General features: G+C 69.5%; 13 protein-coding genes. 3 read left to right on the plus strand and 10 right to left on the minus strand.

Translation table 11 applies throughout. The annotated features are described in order from the left end of the window. On the minus strand, positions 1-750 hold a 750-nt coding region (gene rfbB, locus H7U20_RS10090), incomplete at its 3' end, for a dTDP-glucose 4,6-dehydratase (protein ID WP_199759028.1). A 126-nt stretch (positions 751-876) separates the two neighbouring features. On the opposite strand from rfbB, the gene H7U20_RS10095 reads away from it, so the two are divergent. Then, positions 877-1,740, plus strand: coding sequence for a symmetrical bis(5'-nucleosyl)-tetraphosphatase (locus H7U20_RS10095; RefSeq protein WP_199759029.1), 864 nt, complete (start codon positions 877-879; stop codon positions 1,738-1,740). 96 nt (positions 1,741-1,836) lie between these two features. On the opposite strand, the gene H7U20_RS10100 is transcribed toward H7U20_RS10095, so the two are convergent. From H7U20_RS10100 to H7U20_RS10125, 6 genes are all read right to left on the minus strand, one after another. After that, the gene (locus H7U20_RS10100) at positions 1,837-2,619 is read right to left on the minus strand and encodes a lysophospholipid acyltransferase family protein (protein ID WP_233410635.1); all 783 of its coding nucleotides are present in this window, start codon (positions 2,617-2,619) and stop codon (positions 1,837-1,839) included. A 102-nt stretch (positions 2,620-2,721) separates the two neighbouring features. After that, on the minus strand, positions 2,722-4,032 hold the full coding sequence (locus H7U20_RS10105; RefSeq protein ID WP_199759030.1) for a dihydroorotase: 1,311 nt from the start codon (positions 4,030-4,032) through the stop codon (positions 2,722-2,724). Then, a complete protein-coding gene (locus tag H7U20_RS10110; protein ID WP_199759031.1) occupies positions 4,029-4,994 on the minus strand; it encodes an aspartate carbamoyltransferase catalytic subunit in 966 nt (321 codons plus the stop codon). The genes H7U20_RS10105 and H7U20_RS10110 overlap by 4 nt, the downstream gene beginning before the upstream one ends. After that, positions 4,987-5,511 carry a bifunctional pyr operon transcriptional regulator/uracil phosphoribosyltransferase PyrR gene (gene pyrR / locus H7U20_RS10115; RefSeq protein ID WP_199759032.1) on the minus strand — a complete coding sequence of 175 codons (525 nt, stop codon included), beginning with the start codon at positions 5,509-5,511 and terminating at the stop codon, positions 4,987-4,989. Before pyrR ends, H7U20_RS10110 begins: the two co-directional genes overlap by 8 nt. Positions 5,512-5,606: 95 nt before the next feature. Next, positions 5,607-5,996 (minus strand): Holliday junction resolvase RuvX, encoded by a 390-nt coding sequence (ruvX, locus tag H7U20_RS10120; protein ID WP_199759033.1) that lies wholly within the window; start codon positions 5,994-5,996, stop codon positions 5,607-5,609. Between the two features lie 66 nt (positions 5,997-6,062). Beyond that, complete coding sequence (locus H7U20_RS10125) at positions 6,063-6,722, minus strand: YqgE/AlgH family protein (protein WP_199759034.1); 660 nt, start codon at positions 6,720-6,722, stop codon at positions 6,063-6,065. Positions 6,723-6,934: 212 nt separating this feature from the next. Between H7U20_RS10125 and H7U20_RS10130 the strand changes: the two genes are divergently transcribed. Both H7U20_RS10130 and H7U20_RS30175 read left to right on the plus strand, forming a co-directional pair. Further along, complete coding sequence (locus tag H7U20_RS10130; protein WP_199759035.1) at positions 6,935-8,401, plus strand: cryptochrome/photolyase family protein; 1,467 nt, start codon at positions 6,935-6,937, stop codon at positions 8,399-8,401. An 86-nt stretch (positions 8,402-8,487) separates the two neighbouring features. Continuing rightward, positions 8,488-12,114 carry a BTAD domain-containing putative transcriptional regulator gene (locus H7U20_RS30175; RefSeq protein ID WP_233410636.1) on the plus strand — a complete coding sequence of 1,209 codons (3,627 nt, stop codon included), beginning with the start codon at positions 8,488-8,490 and terminating at the stop codon, positions 12,112-12,114. Between the two features lie 73 nt (positions 12,115-12,187). Here the strand turns inward: H7U20_RS30175 and H7U20_RS10140 are convergent, their stop codons facing one another. The 3 genes from H7U20_RS10140 to H7U20_RS10150 form a co-directional block, all read right to left on the minus strand. After that, positions 12,188-12,508, minus strand: coding sequence for a hypothetical protein (locus H7U20_RS10140; RefSeq protein ID WP_199759036.1), 321 nt, complete (start codon positions 12,506-12,508; stop codon positions 12,188-12,190). 13 nt (positions 12,509-12,521) lie between these two features. Next, on the minus strand, positions 12,522-13,301 hold the full coding sequence (locus H7U20_RS10145; RefSeq protein WP_233410637.1) for a hypothetical protein: 780 nt from the start codon (positions 13,299-13,301) through the stop codon (positions 12,522-12,524). Between the two features lie 269 nt (positions 13,302-13,570). Next, entirely contained in the window at positions 13,571-19,543 is a 5,973-nt protein-coding gene (locus H7U20_RS10150) for a hybrid sensor histidine kinase/response regulator (protein ID WP_233410638.1), read from the minus strand. Positions 19,544-19,608: the final 65 nt, after the last annotated feature.

A 19,608-nucleotide genomic window follows, 5' to 3' on the forward strand; every position in this document is an offset into this window, starting at 1 on the left:
GCCCACGTTGTAGGTCTCGCCCAGGCGGCCCGACTCCAGCACCCGGCGGATCGCCGCGCAGTGGTCGCTCACATACAGCCAGTCGCGCACCTGTTGGCCGTCGCCGTAGATCGGCAGCGGTTTGCCGGCCTGGGCGTTGGCGATGATCAGCGGAATCAGTTTTTCCGGGAAGTGGTAGGGACCGTAGTTGTTCGAACAGTTGGTGGTCACCGTCGGCAGGCCGTAGGTGTGGTGGTAGGAGCGCACCAGGTGGTCCGAGGCCGCCTTCGACGCCGAGTACGGGCTGTTCGGCGCGAACGCGGTGGTTTCGCTGAACGGCGCGTCGTCCGGTCCCAGGGTGCCGTACACCTCGTCGGTGGAGACGTGCAGGAAGCGGAAGGCGTTTTTCTCGGCCTCGGCCAGCTCGCCCCAGTAGGCGCGGGTCGCTTCGAGCAGGCTGAAGGTGCCGTTGATGTTGGTGTTGATGAACTCGCCCGGGCCGAGGATCGAACGGTCGACGTGGCTCTCCGCCGCGAAGTGGACGATGGCGCGCGGCCGGTGTTCGCGCAGCAGCGCCAGCACGGTTTCCTGCTCGCAGATGTCGCCGCGCACGAACAGATGGCGCGCATCCTGCTTGAGCGAGGCGAGGTTGTTCAGATTGCCCGCGTAGGTCAATTTATCGAAGTTCAAGACCGGCTCGTCGAACTGGGCCAGCCAGTCGAGCACGAAATTCGAACCTATGAAACCAGCACCACCTGTCACAAAAATCATTTAGTATCCCGTCCAGCAGGTTAATTTAGTAATAAGCATGATTTTAGGTGAAACTGAGCCATTGCCGCGAAAAAAATTCGCTATTGTGTCAGCGATCCGGGAATATATTTTACATAATGGAATATCATGACGCAGCGCAACAATTCTAGCTGGGTAATCGGCGATTTGCAGGGCTGCCACGGCCAAACCGTGGCCTTGCTCGAGCGCATTGCGGCGCAAAACGGCGCGGACGCGCCGCGCATCCTGTTCGCCGGCGACCTGGTCAATCGCGGCCCCGACTCGCTGGCCACCCTGCGTCATGTGCGCGCGCTGGCCGAAGCCAGCGGCGGGCGGATCGACAGCGTGCTGGGCAACCACGACCTGCACCTGCTGGCGGTGGCCCACGGCATCCGCCCGCCGCACCAGTCGGACACGCTGGACGCCATCCTCGGCGCGCCCGACCGCGCCGAGCTGATCGACTGGCTGCGCCGCCGGCCGCTGGCCATCGAGGTCGACGGCCATCTGCTGGTGCACGCCGGGGTGCTGCCGCAGTGGGGCAAGACGGAGGCGCTGGCCTTGGCCGGCGAGGTCGAGGCGCAGTTGCGCGGCGCCGACCTGGCCGGCTTCCTCGGCAGCATGTACGGCAACCAACCGGCCGCCTGGAACGCCGGGCTGAGCGGCGCGGCGCGGCTGCGCTGCATCGTCAACGCGATGACGCGGCTGCGCTTCTGCGACGCCGACGGCGTGATGGATTTCAAGATGAAGGAGAGCGGCACGGCGCCGGCGGGATCGGGCCTGATGCCGTGGTTCGAGGTGCCCGGCCGGCAAACCGCGCAGGACACGGTGGCGTTCGGCCACTGGTCGGCGCTGGGCCTGCTGCTGCGGCCGAATTTGATCGGCCTCGACAGCGGCTGCGTCTGGGGCGGCCAGTTGACGGCGGTGCGTCTGCACGACCGCGCGCTGTTGCAGGTGCCCTGCCCGTCCTACCAGCAACCGGGCGGGAAGCGCTAGCGCCGAGCCGAGGCGGCTGCGGCGGCAAACACCACCCCGGGGCGGAGAGCCGGGGTCGGACCCGGCCGGGTCCGACCCCGGATTTTTCCCCTGGGTCTACTCTTGACTCAACGGCATGGAAGGCGGTGCGTGGCCGGCGGCCGGGGTGATGCCGAGCGCGCCGGCGACGGCCTGGTGGGCCGCCTCGGCCAGCTCGCGGCGGTGGGCGCCGTCGCTGACAAGGCCGGCCAGGCAACTGAGCCGCGCCGTCACCGGCGCGCCGCCGAGGATCGCCACCAGGCTCGCGGCGAAGGTCATCTCGCCGACGAAGTCGATGGTGCCGTGCGGCCGGCCGGCCGGGTCGACATAGGCCAGCGCCAAGGGCTGCACCAGCACCTTGGCGTCGATGGCGGCCTCGAACAGGTTGGCGTGGAAGGGCAGCAGGTTGCCCTGCACCGCCGTGGTGCCCTCGGGGAAGAAGGCGACCCGCTCGCCGGCCTGCAGGCTGTGCACCAGGCCCTTGAAGATATGCCGCAGGTCGCGCCGGCTGCCGCGCGAGATGAACACGGTGCCGGCCTGCTGCGCCAGCCAGCCCAGCAGCGGCCAGGCGCGGATCTCGGCCTTGGCGACGAAGCGGCAGGGATACAGCGAGTTGATGACGAAGATGTCCAGCCAGGAGACATGGTTGGCCACCATCATCGCGTGCGGCAGGATGGCCTGGCCGTTGGCCGTCTGCTCGACCGTCACGTTACATATCGCCATCAAGCGGCGCGACCAGCGGCGGATGTGGCCGTTGCGCTGCTCCGCGCCGATCCAGGGGAAGACGACGGCGCAGGTGGCCATGCCGGCGAAGACGTGGCATATCACCCGCAGCAGGCGGAATATCAGCTTAATTTTCAAATCACACCAAACCAAAAAGCAGCGGGGCCGGAACGGTGCCGCCGCCCGGCGCGATGCGGGGCGGCGGCGCCGTTCCGGCCCCGGGGTTGAGCCCGGGCGGGCTTAGCGCGCGGCTGCGCGTTCGAAGGCGACGTGGCCGGCGACGATGGTGGCGCGCACTTGGCCGCTCAGCTCGTAGCCGAGGAAGGGCGTGTGCTTGCCCTGGCTGGCCAGGGCGGAGGCCGCCACGGTCCAGCGCGCGGCCGGATCGAACAGGCAAACGTCGGCCACCGCGCCGACCGACAGCGTGCCGCTGCCCAGGCCGGCGACACGGGCCGGCTCGGCGCTGATCTTGCCGACGGCGCGGGCCAGCGGCCGCATGCCGCCGCCGGGCTGGCCGGCGACGTAGTCGTCGGCCCACTTCAGCGCCAGCGACAGCAGCAGTTCCAGGCCGGTGGCGCCGGGCGAGGCTTCGCCGAAGGGCAGCAGCTTCTCGTCGTCGTCGACCGGGGTGTGGTCCGAGCAGAGCGCGTCGACGGTGCCGTCGAGCAGGCCGGCGCGGATCGCGTCGCGGTCGCGCTGGCTGCGGAACGGCGGCGTGACGCGGGCGTTCGAGTCGAAGAAGCCGATGTCGGCGTCGGTCAGGTGGATGTGGTGGGCGCCGACGTCGCAGCTGAGCGGCAAGCCCTCCTTCTTGGCGGCGCGCACCAGCTCGATGCCGGCGGCCGAGGAGATGCGGCACAGGTGGACCCGGGCGCCGCTGGCGCGCATCAGTTCGAAGATGGTGTGCAGCGCGATGGTCTCGGACATCACCGGCACGCCGGACAGGCCCAGGCGCGAGGCCAGCGGGCCGGCGTGGGCGATGCCGCCACGGCCGATGTGGGCGTCCTGCGGCCGCAGCCAGACGGTGTACTCGAAGGTCTTGGCGTACTGCATGGCGCGCAGCAGCACGGTGGTGTCCTCGATCGGCTCCTCGGCCTGGGCGAAGCCGATGCAGCCGGCCTCGGTCAGCTCGGCCATCTCGGTCAGCGCCTGGCCCTTCAGGCCGACGGTCAGCGCGCCCAACGGGTGGACGTTGGCCAGGTTCAGCGTCTTGGCGCGGTGCTTGAGCATCTCCACCAGGCCGGGCTCGTCGAGCACCGGGTCGGTGTCGGGCGGGCAGACCAGGCTGGTGACGCCGCCCTGCATGGCCGCCTGCAGCTCGGATTCGAGGGTGGCCTTGTATTCGTAACCGGGTTCGCGCAGGCGCGCCGACAGGTCGACGAAGCCGGGCGCGACCACCAGGCCGCTGGCGTCGATGCTGCGTTCGGCGACGAAGCCGGCCGGCGCGGCGCCGACGGCGACGATCCTGCCGTCGGCGATGAACAGGTCGTGGGGGGCGTCGATGCCGTTGGCCGGATCGATCAGCTGGCCGTTCTTGATATGTAGTTTCATCCTTGGTTTCCTGCCAAAATGCTCATTACCGCCATCCGCACCGCGATGCCGAAGGTGACCTGCGGCAGGATCACTGCCTGCGGGCCGTCCGCCACCGCCGAGTCGATCTCGACGCCGCGGTTCATCGGCCCCGGGTGCATGACGATGGCGTCCGGCTTGGCCAGCGCCAGCCGTTCCGGCGTCAGGCCGTAGCTCTTGAAGTATTCCTGCGCCGACGGCAGCAGGGCGCCGCTCATGCGTTCGTTCTGCAGGCGCAGCATGATGATCACGTCGACGCCCTTCAGGCCCTCGTCCATATTGGTGAAGGTGCGCACGCCCATCTGCTCCAGGCCGCCCGGCAGCAGGGTGTGCGGGCCGATCGCCCGCACTTCCGGCACGCCCAGCGTGGTCAGGGCGTGGATGTCGGAACGCGCCACCCGGCTGTGCAGGATGTCGCCGACGATCGCCACCGTCAGGTTGGTGAAGTCCTTCTTGTAGTGGCGGATGGTGTACATGTCCAGCAGACCCTGGGTCGGGTGGGCGTGGCGGCCGTCGCCGGCGTTGACCACGTGGACGTGCGCCTGCTTGGTGTCGATCAGATGCTTGGCGATCAGGTAGGGCGCGCCGGACTGGGCGTGGCGCACCACGAACATGTCGGCGTGCATGGCCGACAGGTTGTCGATGGTGTCGAGCAGCGACTCGCCCTTGCTGGCCGAGGAGGCCTGGATGTTCAGGTTGATGACGTCGGCCGACAGGCGCTTGGAGGCGATCTCGAAGGTGGTGCGGGTGCGCGTCGAGTTCTCGAAGAACAGGTTGAAGACGCTCTTGCCGCGCATCAGCGGCACCTTCTTGACGTCGCGGTCGGAGATGCCGACGAAGGAGGAGGCGGTGTCCAGGATGTGGTTGACGATGGACTTGGGCAGGCCCTCGATCGTCAGCAAATGCTGGAGTTCGCCGTGTTTATTCAGTTGCGGATTAAGCATGGTCGTCGTCTATGGTTAGCGTGAATTTTCCGTCGGTGCCGCGCCGCAGCACCAGCGCCTGGCCCTCGGCCACGCTGACGGTGGCGGCGACGAAGTCGGCGGCGACCGGCAGTTGGCGGCCGCCACGGTCGACCAGGGCGGCCAGCATGATGCGCGCCGGGCGGCCGTAGTCGAACAGCTCGTTGATGGCGGCGCGGGTGGTGCGGCCGGTGTAGAGCACGTCGTCGACCAGCACCAGGGTGGCGGCGTTGACGTCGAAGCCGATCTGGGTCGGCTTGATGTCGGCGTGCAGGCCCTTCTCGGCGAAGTCGTCGCGGTAGAAGGAGACGTCGATGACGCCGAGGCGGGCGCTCAGGCCGAGGTCGGCGGCGAGCCGCTCGGCCAGCCAGGCGCCGCCCGAGTGGATGCCGACGATGGCGACGTCGCTGGCGCCGGCCAGGCCGGTCTTGAGCTGGGCCAGCAGCGTCGCGTACAAGGCCTCGGCGTCGAGCGGGGTGGTGGGGGTTGAGTTGGACATGGGTGGTGGCGCTCTCAAGGGGTGGTCAATTCGGGTGGTCTATCGAGTGGTATCGGTTGTGTCGGGTGGCGACGGCGGCGCGGGCGGCGCGCGCCTCAGCCCAGCGTGTCGAAATATTGTTGCAGGATGATGGCGGCGGCGCGGTCGTCGATCACCTCGCCGCGCTTGGCCGAGATCACCGCCGACGAGTAGCGCTCGTCGACCAGCTCGACCGGCAGGTTGAAGCGGCCGTTGAGCTGGTTGGCGAAGCGGCGGCAGCGCGCCGTCATCTCGTGCTCGGCGCCGTCCGGATGGGTCGGCAGGCCGACGATCAGCCGGGCCGGCGTCCACTCGGCGATCAGCGTGGCGATGGCGGTGAAGCGGGCCGCGTTGTCGATGGCGGCGATCACCTTGAGCGGCTGGGCCTGGCAGATCATCGTGTTGCCGATCGCCACGCCGATGCGTTTGACGCCGAAATCGAAACCGAATACCGTTTCCAGACTCACCGTGCGCACCCCGCCGGGGCGGCCAGCGGGCTTGCAAGCGGGGTAGCAAGCGGGATCACAAACTCATCAAGCATGGCCGACCTCGGTGGTCAGCATCAGCGGGTCGAAGCCGAGCAGCTTGATGGCGGCCGTGTAGCGCTCCTCGATCGGCAGGTCGAACACCACGCGCGGGTCGGCGGCGACGGTGAGCCAGCCGTTGCGGCTGATCTCGTCCTCCAGCTGGCCCGGGCTCCAGCCGGCGTAGCCGATCGACACCAGCAGACGGGTCGGGCCGGTGCCGGCGGCGACCGCCTCGAGCACGTCGATCGAGGTGGTGAAGGCGACCTGGTCGGTCACCGTCAGCGACGAGGAGTAATGCGCGCCGGGCGTGTGCAACACGAAGCCGCGATCGTCCTGCACCGGGCCGCCGAACATGATCGGCTCGTCGACGACGGCGCTGTCCAGGCCGGCCTGCAAGGGCAGGTCGATGCGTTCGAACAGCACTTGCATGGTCATGTCGGTCGGCTTGTTGATGACCACGCCGAGCACGCCGTTGTCGTTGTGCTCGCAGACGTAGACGACGGTGCCGCCGAAGACCGGATCTTGCATCGATGGCATTGCAATCAGGAAGTGATTGGCCAAATTCAGCGCCGGCGGCTTCTGCACGTGCAGCGGCGCCAGCGGATCAATCGGCTCCGGCGGAAGGCCGGGCACAGCCAGAGTCTGGTCGATTTTGCTTTTCTTCATACACGTTGCTCTCTCTGCAGGGCTGCTGTTCTGGCACGGCAAGTCCGCCCGTTTGCTCGCTGTCTACTGTACGATGCGCCCGGAGAACCGCTGTGGTAATTTCGATAGTTTACACTGAATTGCCGCCGCCACCACCGATCACGCCTGTCGAACGGCCGTCCAGCCCGATGGTAGGCGGGAAAATCCACCCCGACCTTGACCTCCAACACAAGATGAACACCGCTCCCCCAGCCCCGCAGACCTCGCTGGTGTGGTTCCGCCGCGACCTGCGCGCCTTCGACCACGCCGCCCTCCACCACGCCCTGCGACAAAGTAAAACCGTGTATTGCGTCTTCGTCTACGACAGCGCGATCCTGGCCGAGCTGCCGCGCGCCGACCGCCGGCTCGACTTCATCCACGCCAGCCTGGCCGAGCTGGCCGCCGAGCTGGAGCAACTGGGCGGCCACCTGATCGTGCGCCACGCCGACGCCGCCGAGGCAATTCCGCGACTGGCCGCCGAGCTGGCGGTCGACGCCGTCTTCGCCAACCACGACTACGAACCGCAGGCGATCGAACGCGACGCCGCCGTCGCCGCCGCGCTGCGCGCCGCCGGCCGGCAATGGTTCAGCTACAAGGACCAGGTGGTGTTCGAGCGCGACGAGGTGCTGTCGCAAACCGGCGGCGTGTTCTCCGTCTACACGCCGTACAAGAACGCCTGGCTGAAAAAGCTGCAGGCCGAGCCGACGGTGCTGATCCCCTACAACATCGAGCCGCTGAAGGCGGCGTTGGCGCCCGGCCGCAGCGCCCTGCCCGCGCTGGCCGAGCTCGGCTTTGAAGCGAGCAACCTGGGCCAGTTGGCGATCCCGACCGGCATGTCCGGCGCCGCCGGCCTGTTCGAGCAATTCCTGCCGCGCATCGCCAACTACGGCGTGGCGCGCGACTTCCCCGCCGTCAAGGGGCCGTCCTACCTGTCGCTGCACCTGCGCTTCGGCACCCTGTCGATCCGCCATTTGGTGCGCACGGTGCTCGACCTGATGGCGCGCGGCGGCGGCGGCGACGGCGCCCAGGTCTGGCTCAACGAGCTGGTCTGGCGCGAGTTCTACGCCATGATCCTGTTCCATCACCCGCAAGTGGTCGGCCACGCCTTCAAGCCGGCCTACGACGCCATCGCGTGGGAGCAAGGGCCGGAGGCGGACGCCGCCTTCGCCGCCTGGTGCGAGGGCCGCACCGGCTATCCGCTGGTCGACGCCGCGATGGCCCAGTTGAACCAGACCGGCTATATGCACAACCGCCTGCGCATGGTCACCGCCTGCTTCCTGATCAAGGACCTGGGCATCGATTGGCGCCGGGGCGAGGCCTATTTCGCCCTGCACCTGAACGACTTCGACCTGGCCTCCAACAACGGCGGCTGGCAGTGGGCCGCCTCGTCCGGCTGCGACGCCCAGCCCTACTTCCGCATCTTCAACCCGATCACCCAATCGGAAAAATTCGACAGCGCCGGCCGCTTCATCCGCCGCTACCTGCCGCAGCTGGCGGCCTTGGGCGACAAGGAAATCCACGCGCCCTGGCTGGTGCCGCGCATGCTGCTCGAACAAAAGAACCTGGTGCTGGGACGCGACTATCCGGAACCGATCGTCATGCACGACGAGGCGCGCAAGCGCACCTTGGAACGCTACGCGGTGGTCAAGAAACCCGGCTGAGGATTTCCCAAACTAAACATTTGTTGTTTTGGTAATTGAGCCTAAGATAGCGGTTCGTCATGCATATGACTTCTGGGGTCGCTATCATGCGCTCACTCGCCAAAACCTCGCGCCCGGCGGCCCGTTTGATCGGCCGCCACCGCGCGGTGCAGGCCATGCTGGCGGCGCCGGCCACGCTGACCTGGATCGCCGCGCCGGCCGGCGCCGGCAAGACCAGCCTGGGCCTGGAGTTCTGCCAGGCGGCGGACGCCCCGGTGGCCTGGCTGCGGCTGGACGAGGGCGACAGCGATCCGGCCAGCTTCCTGCTGTACTTCGAACAAGCCGTGGTCCACGGCGCGCTGCTGCCCGGCTGGCGCGCGCCGCAACTGCTGCGCGAACACCTGCCGGCGCCGCAGGGCTATCTGCGCCTGCTGGTGCGCTCGCTGGGCGAGGCGGCGGCGGCCGATGCCGGCGCCGCCATGGCCGCAAGCCCGGGCCCGGGCCCGGCCGCCGCGCCGCGCTACATCGTGTTCGACGACGCCCACCGCTGCCAGGACACGCCCTTCTTCAAACAACTGCTCGACGTGCTGGCGGCCGAACTGCCGCCCACCCTGCGCGTGCTGGTGCTCAGCCGCATGCCGGCGCCGGCCGCCTGCGCGCGTCTGCTGGCGCACGGCGACATGCGCCAGCTCGACCCCGCCGCGTTGGCCTTCACCCCCGATGAAACGGCGCTGCTGCTGCAGGCGCTGGGCGTGGTCCGCGCCGCCGAACTGGCCGCGCCGGTCTACCAGTTCACCCGTGGCTGGGCGGCCGGCGTGGCGCTGATGGCGACCTGGCTGCAACAGCGCCCCGACGCCGTGCCGGTCGCCGACGACGTGCTCAGCGAAGCCATGCTGGGCTACCTGGCCGAGGAGGTGTTCGGCGCCTTCGACGCCGAGCAGCAGGACACCCTGTTGGCGGTGTGCTGGCTGCCGCACTTCAGCGGCGCCTGGGCGGTCGCGCTGTCCGGCTCGGCGCACGCCGCCGACTTCGTCGCCCGCCTGGCCGCCCAGGGCGCGCTGATCTACGCCTACCCCGGCGGCCAGTACGCGCTGCACCCGCTGTTCCAGGGCTTCCTGCGCAAATGGTCGGCGCTGCACCAGGCCGAAGCCTGGCGCCGCCGCATGGTGGCCGCCTGCGTCGACCTGCTGCGCGACAGCGACAACGCCGAGCTGGCGATCACGCTGGCGCTGCAGCACGCCATGCCCGAACGCGCCGCCGGCATGATCGAGGCCTGCGCCGAAGCGATGTTCGCCAGCGCCCGCCACGCCACGCTGACGCGCTGGATCGACGCCCTGCCCGAGCAACTGCGCAGCGCCTGGCACCACTACTGGCTGGGCCTGGCCGTGTTCATGAGCGACACGGCGCGCGCCCGCGCCGAGCTGATGATGGCGCTGCCGGCCTTCGGCGCGCAACAACAGCCGCGCTACCGTTTTTTGGCGGTCAGCGCCATCATCAGCTCCTACTTCTTCGACGGCGCCGCCGAGCAGCCCCTGCGCGCCTTCCTGCGCCAGCACATCGATCCCGAGACCGACTACCACAGCCTGGCCAACCCGGCCCTGCAGGCGCACCTGACCCACAGCGTGTGGAGCGCCCTGTTCACAACCGACCCGGGCCACCGCGACATGGCGCTGTGGGAGGGCCGCGCGCTCGAAGCGCTGCGCCGGCCGGCCGAGGCCACGGTGAAGGCGCGGCTGGCCTCGATGCTGGCGCAGCACTACTTCCACAGCGGCCGCTACGCCGCGCTGCGTGCCCTGCGCGCGCTGATGGCGGCGCTGCCGGAGGCGGCCACCGCGCCACCCTGCGCGCGCTACCTGTCGTTCCTGCCGACGCTGTACGCCGACCTGGCCGGCGCCGACCCGGCCCGCTTCGACGCCAGCTATGCGGCGGCGCGTCTGTGTTCGGAGGACAGCGGCATCCGCATCATGGACTGCCACTACGCGCTGATCGACGCCAACGCCCGCCTGCTGCGCGGCGAGCTTGGCAAGGCGCGCGCGGCGCTGGCCGAGGTGGCGGCGCAAATCCCACCGGCGCACTACAACCTGGTCGCCCACCTGCAACTGAGCCAATCCTGGTTGGCCAGCTGGAGCGGCGCCGGCCGCGACGCGCTGGAACACGCGCTGCTGGCCCGCGCGGCGGCGGCCAGCTTAGGCAGCGTGCCCTACGAGGCCTGCGCGCAAATCGCCGCCTGCCTGGCCTGGTCGCTATTCGACCGCCCCCGTTGCGCCGTCGAGACGGCCGCGCTGCGCACCTTGGCCGAGGCCTGCGATTCGCCGCTGGCGCGGCTGCACGCCGACCTGCTGGAGGCCTGGCTGAACCTGTCCGGCGCGGCCGGCGGGGCGCTGGCGCCGGCGGCCTTGCGCCAGACGCTGCCGCCGGCCCGGCTGCGCCGCGCGCACGACTGCCTGGGCCGCGCCTTCGCCGCCGTGCTGGCCGAGGGCAGCGGCTATCTGACCTTCGCCACGCCGCATATTCTGCAACCGCTGTGCGTGCACGCGCTGGCCGCCGGCATCGCCGTCGAACAGGCCGCCGCGCTGATCCGCACCTACCGCCTGGCGCCGCCGGCCGACGCCGGCGACAACTGGCCGTGGCCGCTGCGGCTGCGCTGCTTCGGCGGCTTCGAGCTGTGCCTGGCCGACACGCCGCTGCGCTCGCAGGGCAAGTCCAAACACCGCCAGCTCGACCTGCTCAAGCTGCTGGCGGCGCACGCGCCGGCCAGCGTGGCGCTGGAGCGCGCCGCCGAGCTGCTGTGGCCCGACGCCGACGGCGACGGTGCCCGCAAGGCGCTGGAGACCACGCTGTCGCGCCTGCGCGCCACCGTCGGCGCGGCCGGCGTGGTGCTGGAACAGGGCCTGCTGTCGCTGGCGCCGCAGCACTGCTGGTGCGACACCGCCACGCTGGAGCAGGCGCTGACACGGCTGCAAATGCTGGGCAACGACGGCCACCGCCAAGCTGCGCCGGGCTGGCAGCGGCGGCGACAAAAGGGTGGAACAGTGGGCGTTGGCGTTGGCACGGGCACGGGCACGGGCATTGTGTCGACGACGGCAGCCGCGCCGACGACGACGGCGGCCGTGGTGACAACGGCGCCAGCTGAAAATGAGGAGCGCACAGCGACTAGCGCCGCCTGTCTGCTGGAAGGGACGGTGCTGGCCGGGCGAGCCGGCCTGGCCATCCCTGCCGCCGGCGCGGCGCCGGGGCCATCCACGGCGGCCGAGCAGAACGACTGGCTCGACGCCGTGACGGCGGCGGCCGGCCGGGTCATGGCGCTGTACCGGGGCGAACTGCTGGCGGGGGATAGCGCCAGCTGGTTGCTGACGCGGCGGGAATATTGGCGCGCCAGGGTGGCGCGCGCCTTGGGCCTGGCCGGCCGGGCGCTGGCCCAGGCCGGACGACCCGCAGCGGCCGCCCAGCTGCTGGAACGCGCGCTGGAGGCCGACCCGTACTGCAAAGCCTTGAGCAGCAGCTTGATGCACCTGCACCTGGACAGCGGCCACTACGAGGAGGGCCTGGCCGCTTACCGGCGCTACCAGCGCATCGCGCTCGGTGCGCTGGGCACGCCTGTGGCGGCGGACATCGAGGCGCTGGCGCAGCAACTGCTGGCCGGCGCCAGCCGCCCGCCGCCCGGCGCCACCGGCAAGGCCGCCGGCAAGGCGCCGGCCCGCGCCAAACGCAGCGGCACGGCGAACCAGCACTGAGGCGGCGGCCATCCAGACATTGCGCCGGCACGATGATGCCGGCGCAATGCCGCTCAACGCCGCTTGGCGCCTGTTACATCATGTGCTTCAAATGCGCCTCGGGGATCTGCATCGCCTTGGCCAGCTCGGGCTGGGCGCGCAACTGCACGTCCAAGCCCTCCATCGTCGGCACCAGATGCACATCGAAACGCGCGGTGTGCTGCTCCGGTCCGCCGTGCTCGCTGCGGTTCGGCGCCTTCGCCACCTGCGCCGCCAGGCGCAGCATCACGCCGCCATGCTCGCGCGTGGCGTTGAGCTGGGTGTCGCCGTCGTCCTTGCGGACCGACAGGCCGACATAGCCGGCGGCGCGCAACAGGGTGGCGATATCATCGACCAATTTTTGATCCTTATCCATTTTCATTTTCCTTTTAAGCCGAGATTAAACCGATGGCGGTGTCGACGCTGGCATTTTGCGCAGCGATGCCGGCCGCCTTGAAGCCGTTGCCCGGCATGTAGTAGAGATTGTTGAACTTCAAATTCTTGGTGACCGCCATCAATCCCGGTAGCAGATCCGCCACCTGCTGGCGCACCCCCGGCATGGCCGCCTTCAGCGCATTGAATGCCGGCGCATGGCAGAAGCCGCCGCCGTCGACGTGCAACCAGGTGCCGTCGACCCTCACCTGCAGATGCTTTTGCGCATCGATGAACAGGAACAGGAACACCGAGATGGTGCCGTCGACGTCGGTGCAGCCGAACGGAGTTTCAATGTGGAAATCGAAATTGACCTTGGTCAGCATGTCCATCGGCATGTGCGCCGCCGGCGACTGCATGAAATAGGGCACGCTGGCCCACTGCACGCCTTGCACCCGCAGCTCGCTGGTCATGGCGCCGCCGGCGGACATCAGCCGCTTGGACACCAGGCCGACGTTTTCATTGGTGTTGATCAGCGTACCGAGATCGACCAGCATCTCGCCGTTCGGACGGTGCAGCACCATCGTCGAACTGTTCGGGAAGGTGCGGGAAAACGGCTGATCCGCCGCCTGCGCCGTATTGTGCACGGTGAACAAACCGTTGAAAAAGCCTTGAAGAAATGTGTATGTACTTGTGACTGACATGATGCGTTTTTCCTGTAGAGATAGACTTAAGTGATTGTGCCGAAGAGACGGCGCCGCGCTCGCACAGCACGAGTACGCCACCGCTTCCGGCATGAAACTACCGTTACCGCAGTACTAATGGAAACCGGCGCCGCGTGTCGCAAACTTCAGAGGCCGCGCCGTATCCACAGACGCTAAGTTACCGGTCGGCTACCCACAAATGACTTGCAAATGTTCAATCATTTCCCAGCCGACATCCGGCGGCGCGGGGCGGTACGGAAAAAAAAGCGCGCACAAACGCAAACCGGGGCCAAGGCCCCGGTTTGCTAGTCACTGCGTTTTATTTCTAAATATTGATTGCTGAATATTGATTGCTGGAAGTGTCAAGCGCCCAACAGTCCGGCGATGGTGCCGAGCAGCACCGGCTCCTGGAAGGGTTTGCCGAAGTAGGCGTTGACGCCCAGCTGCAGCGCGACGTTGCGGTGCTTGTCGGCGCTGCGCGAGGTGATCATGATGATCGGCACGGCCGCCGTGCGCTCGTCGCCGCGCACGTTGCGGGTCAGGTCGAAACCATCCATGCGCGGCATTTCGATATCGACCAGCATCAGGTCGGGCACCCTGCCCTGCAACTGCTCCAGCGCGTCGACGCCGTCCTTGGCCAGCGCCACCTGGTAGCCCTCGCGTTCCAGCAAACGCTGGGTGACGCGGCGCACCGTCAGCGAGTCGTCGACCACCATGATGGTCTTGCCCTGCGCCGGCGGCAGCGCCGGGCTGTCGCTGGCCGCCACCGCGTACTGCTCGCGCAGTTCGGGATGCTGGGCCAGATGCTGGGCCAAGGCCACCGGGTTGAGGATCAACACGATGTCGCCCGAACCCAGCACGGTGGCGCCGGCGATGCCGACCATGCGCGCCAGCTGCGGCCCGACGTTCTTGATGACCACCTCGCGGTTGCCCAGCACCTCGTCGACCTGCAAGGCCAGCCGCTCGCTGCCACTCTTCAGCAGCAGCACGGGGCTGGAGCGCTGGCCGGCCGGCCGCGCCCGGCCCTCGCCCAGCAACGCCGGCAGGTAGTGCAGCGCGGCGTCCCGGCCGTGGCTGGCGATATGCCCCTGCTGCCAGGCCTCGGCCAGCGCCGCCTCCTTCAGTTGCAGCACCTGCTCGACCAGCACCGACGGCAGCGCGTAGGTCTTGCCGCCGGCGCCCAGCAACACCACCTGGGCCACCGCCAGCGTCAGCGGCAGGTGGATGGTGAAGCGGGCACCCTTGCCCGGATCGGAAAACAGGTCGACGCGGCCGCCCAGGGCCTGCGCCTCGGACTGCACGATGTCCATGCCGACACCACGGCCGGACAACTCGGTCAACGCCTCGGCGGTGGAGAAGCCCGGTTCGAAGATCAGGTTGGCGGCCTGCACGTCGCTGATCTCCTCGCCGGCGGCCAGCAAACCGACGCTGAGCGCCTTGGCGCGGATGCGCTGCAAGTCCAACCCGCCGCCGTCGTCGGAGAAGTCGATCACCACCTCGTTGCCCTGCTGGCTGACCTGCACCAGCAGCTCGCCGGTTTCGTTCTTGCCGGCGGCGGCGCGCGCGGCGCGCGTCTCGACGCCGTGGGCGATGGCGTTGCGCAGCAGGTGCTCGAAGGGCGCGGCCATGCGTTCGAGCACGCTGCGGTCGATCTCGACGGCGCTGCCGCGAATGTCCAGGTTGACGCGCTTGTCGACCTCCTTGGCGCTCTGCCGGGCGACGCGGAACAGTCGCTCGGCGATGCTGGCGAAGGGCACCATGCGCACCCGCATCAGGTCGCGCTGCAGGTCGCGCGTCAGGCGGGCCTGCTGCACCAGGTCCTCGCCGGCGCTGTCGACGCTGCGGCTCAGGCTCTCGTGGAAGGAGGCGACGTCGTTGACGCTTTCGGCCATCATGCGGGTCAGTTCCTGCAGGCGGGTGAAGCGGTCGAATTCGAGCGGGTCGAATTCGCGCTCGCTCGATACCGCCATGCGCGAAGCGATCTGCGATTCGGCCTGCATCTCCACCTCGCGCAACTGGCGGCGCAGGCGGGCCAGGTTGTCGGAGAAGTCGAACAGGGAGCTGCGCAGCGATGCAACCTCGTTCTCCAGGCGCGAACGCGAGATCGACACCTCGCCGGCCTGGTTGACCAGGCGGTCGAGGATGTCGGCGCGCACGCGCACCAGCGCGGTCTTGGCGGCCGGGGCCTCGTCCTGCGCGGACTCCGCCGGCTCGGTCGCGCCGCTTGCCGCCGCCGGCATGGCCGGCGTGTCGGCGGCGGAGTCGGCGCGGCTTGGCGCCGTCTGCGCCGGCGGATGCTGCAGCTGTTCGAACAGCAGCATGGCGTGGTCGTAGTGGGCCAGCAGCTCGTCGAAGGCCTGCGGCGTGGCGCTGCCGGCGTGGACCATGTTCTCGATGTGGGTTTCGATCTCGTGGGCGTGCTGGCCAAGACGCATCGCACCGGCCATGCGCGCGCTGCCCTTGAGCGTGTGCAGGATGCGCAACAGCGACTGGGCCTGGCTGGCGTCGGCCGGGGCGGCGTGCCAGGCGCGCAGCAGTTGACCCACTTGCGGCAGCAGGTCGGCGCCCTCCTCCAGAAACACCGGTAGCAGGTCGGCGTCGATCTCGTCGTGGAATAGCGCCGGCGCGGCGGCCAACGGCTCCGGCACCAGCGGCAGCGCCAGGAGCGGCGCGGCGAAGGACAGCGCCGGCTCGGATTCCAAGGTCAGCGCGTTGGCCTCGGCTGGGACTTCCAGCTCGGCCAGCGGTTCCGGCTCCGGTTTCGGCTGCGGTTCGGGCTGCGGTTCGGGCTGCGCTTCCGGCTCAGGTTCCGGCGCGGTTTCCGGCTCCGCCTCCGGCAGCAGTTGCGCTACCGGTTCAGGCTCGGATTCTGCCGGCGGTTCCGACAACGCTTCCGGCTGCGCTTCCTCTATCCGCTCCGGCTCCGGCTCCGGCTCCGGCTCCGGCGATGGCACCGGTTGCACCGGCGGCGTTGGGCCCGGCTCGGCGTCCGGTACGTTCGGCGCGGCGATCTGGGTCAGCGCCGGCTCGTCGAAAGCGTCGTCGAAGGCGGAGCTAAACAGGTCGTCGATATCGTCGGTGGTGCTGACCGGTTTCGGCTTGACCGCAGCCGGCGCCAGCTCCGCCAGCGGAATCGTGCCGCTCAAACTGTTGAAACACTGGCGGAACAGCGCATCGAGCGGCGTCGCGTCGACCTCGTCGGCGCCACCGGCGACATCGGCTGGCGCACCGGCCTGCGCGGGCGCTGCCGTGAGGTTCTCCATCGTCTCGGCCAGCAAGGTGTCCAGACGGGCTTCGATATCGTCGCTGGCCGCCGGCGGCGTCGCCGCCAGTTGCGCGCTCAAATCGAGCAGCGCGGCGATCAGCTCCGGCTGCGCGGCGGGCATGTCGCCCTGGGCGAAGCTCTGCAGCATCTGGCGGATGCGCTCGATGGTGAAATCGAGCAGGTCGTGCTGCGCCTGGTCCAGATGCGGCGCCGGCGGCAGCAGCGCCTCCAGCGTCATCTCCAGCGCGTGCGCCAGCTCGCGCAGCGCCATGAAGCCGACGGTGCCCGAGGTGCCGGCCAGCGTGTGCGCCGCCTGCAGCGCCTCGCCGCTGACGGGACGGCGCGGCTCGTGGCGCCATTCGCCGAAGTCGCGCGCCAGCAGGCGCACCAGCTCGTCCGTCTCGGCCAGGTAGATGTTGAACAGCGGCAGAGGAATATCCAGCTCGCCGACGTGCTTCAGATTGTCGTCGCGGGCGGGAAGCGGCACGCCGATGCTGGGGAATTCGATCACGTTGCCGGCCGCCGGCGCCGGCGTCGCAGGCGCGGCAGCGACCGGTTCCGGCGCCAATTTTTCGGCCACTTCGTCGGCCACTGCCTCGGTCACTTCGTCGGTCACCGCCTCTGTCAGTTCGTCGGTCACTGCCTCGGCCACTTCGTCAGCGGGCGGCGCCAGCTCCTCCGCCACCTCGTCCGGCGGCGGCGCGAGCGCTTCGAGCACTTCGAGCGCTTCGAACTGCTGGTCCGCGTCCGCTGCCGCCGGCGGCATGGCGATGGCGAAGGCGCCGCCCTGCTGCACCACGGCGGCGGCGGCGATCAGCGCGGCGCCGTTGCGCTCCGAGTGGCCGCTGGCGACCAGCTCGGCCACCCACAGACCCAGCTCCCGCGCGGCGTGTTCCAGCAGCGCGAACAAGGCGTCGCTGGCCGGCCAGGCCTCGGCCAGCCAGACATTCATCACCCGCTCGACGCTGGCGGCGGCGTCGGCGAACTGGTTCAGCCCGACCATGCGGCCGCTGCCCTTGAGCGTATGGAAGGAACGCCGCAGCATGCTCAGGTTGTCGACGCCGCCGGCCAACTGGCGCGGCTGCGCCAGCGTGTGGTCGACGAAGACCAGCACCTCGCGCGCCTCGCTGATGAAGATATCGAGCAGCTCGGCCTCGACCGCCGCGTCGCTGGCCGGCGTTACCGGTTCGGCCTGCGGTCCCGCCGGCGGTGGCGCCGCCGGCATGGCTTCGTCGAGCAGCGGCACCGCGCCGGCCGCCGCGATCTTCTTGAACGGCAGCGAGCGGAAGCTGCCGTGTTCGGCATCGAAGGCGAAACGTTCGCGCGCGCCGGCGGCGTTCTGCGCCAGCATGTCGACAAAGAAGCCGAGCGCGCCGACGTTCTGCGCGATCTCGTCAAGCGCCCGCGCCTGCTGCTGCGCCTCGCCCAGCCCCTCTGCCAGTTGGCGCACCGCCTGCCTCACCTGCAGCACGGCGCGCATGGCGTCGTCCTGGTCGAGGATGGCCAGCGCGCCATGCAGCTGGTGCAGCACCGGATCGAGATCGTCCAGCGCCGGCCGGGTCGCCGCGTCGACGTAGTACTCGTCGAGCACCTTCTCGACCTGGCGCAAACCGCTCTTCATTTCGGCCGACAGCGCGGCCACCGTGTCGTCCTGGCGCATGCGCTGGGCCAGTCCGCCCTGCCACTGCGCCGGCTGCGGCGGCGCCTCGCCGGCCACCAGCGCCAGCAACCGCGCGCCGATGGTGTCGGCATGGGCGCTGAAGTCGTCGGGCAGATGGCGGATCTGCTCCAGGCCATGTTCGGCGAACAGCAGCGCGGTGGCCATCTCCAGCGCCAGTTCCTCGCTGCGGCCGGCGCTGACGGCGCGGGCGGCGACGTCGGCCAGCTGGCGCAACAATGTGCTCAGCGCGGCCAGGCCCAGCGTGTCGCACTCTTGCGCGGTCTGCCGCAGGGCGCTGTCGAAGGCGGCGCCCTGCGCCGGGTCGATGACCGCCTCGACCAGGCCGTCCCAGCTGGCCTTGGCCTGCGCCATGCCGGCGCGGGCGCGGGCCAGCGCCTGCTGGTCGATCTGGCCGTAGCGGCGCGCCTCGTAGTCGGCCGGCACCTGGCCGTCGAGCGCGAAGGCGCGGCGCAACTGGCGCGCCACCGGGGCGGCGGCGCTATCGACAACCGCGCCGCCGTCGACGCCAGCGGCGGCATCGAGATCGGCGGTGGCGATGAAGAACAGCGCGTCGCGCAGCATGCCCTCGGGCTGGGCCGCGTTACCCTGGCTGAGGCGACGGATCTGCAGATTGATCAGACCGAACAACTGCTTGACGTACAGGCCGCCGGCCACGCGGCCGTCGGCCACCAGCTCGGCGAAACCCTGCTGCGCCAGCCAGAAGGCGCGCGCGGCCGGCTCGCGCTGGGCGCCGGCCACCAGGGCCACGGCGTCGCGCAGCGCGGCGGCGTGTTCGCGCTGCTGCGCCGTGTCGGTGCTTTTCAGGTAGGGCAGCAGCGATTTCTCAAAGCGCTGGCGCCAGGCCGAATAGTCGGCCGAGCCGTCGCTCGCCGGGTCGCCCGCCGCGTCGGCGGCGGCCGGCGGCAAGCTCGCCGTGGCGGCCAGCGACAGGTCGGGGAAGAACAGGTCGGCCGGGTGGATGCGCTCGGCGCCGAGCATCTCCTGCGCCGCGCGGTAATACGGGAACAGGCGCGCCGGCTGGGCCGCCGCGCCGTCGAGCAGCTCCTCCAGGTATTCGACCAGCGCCTGGTACAGCTGGGCGACGACGTGGACATGGTCGGCGCTGCATTTGAGGCTGCCGTCCTTGAAGCGTTCGAGCGCCTGCTCGGCCGCCGCCGTCAGCAGGGCGACGCCGTCGACGTCGACCATCTGCAGCGCGCCGTGGGCCTGGTGCAGGTGCGACTTGGCGTGCTGCAGCTGGGTCGCCTGGTCTTCCGCCGCCCTGCCGCCCGCCTCGAACAGCGCGGTCCTGGAGCGGGCCAGCGCCTCGCGGATCTCCACCATCACCCAGGACAGGGGTCCGGTGTCGAATTGCGCCTGCGCTGGGTTCGGAACATCAGTCTTGCTCATGCTTGCTCGGCCTTTCAATGGATGCGCGCGGGAAGCTGCCGGCTCGCCGCGCGTGAGGTGATGTC

The sequence above is a fragment of the Rugamonas violacea genome, from assembly GCF_016461825.1.
Taxonomy (GTDB): Bacteria; Pseudomonadota; Gammaproteobacteria; order Burkholderiales; family Burkholderiaceae_D; genus Rugamonas.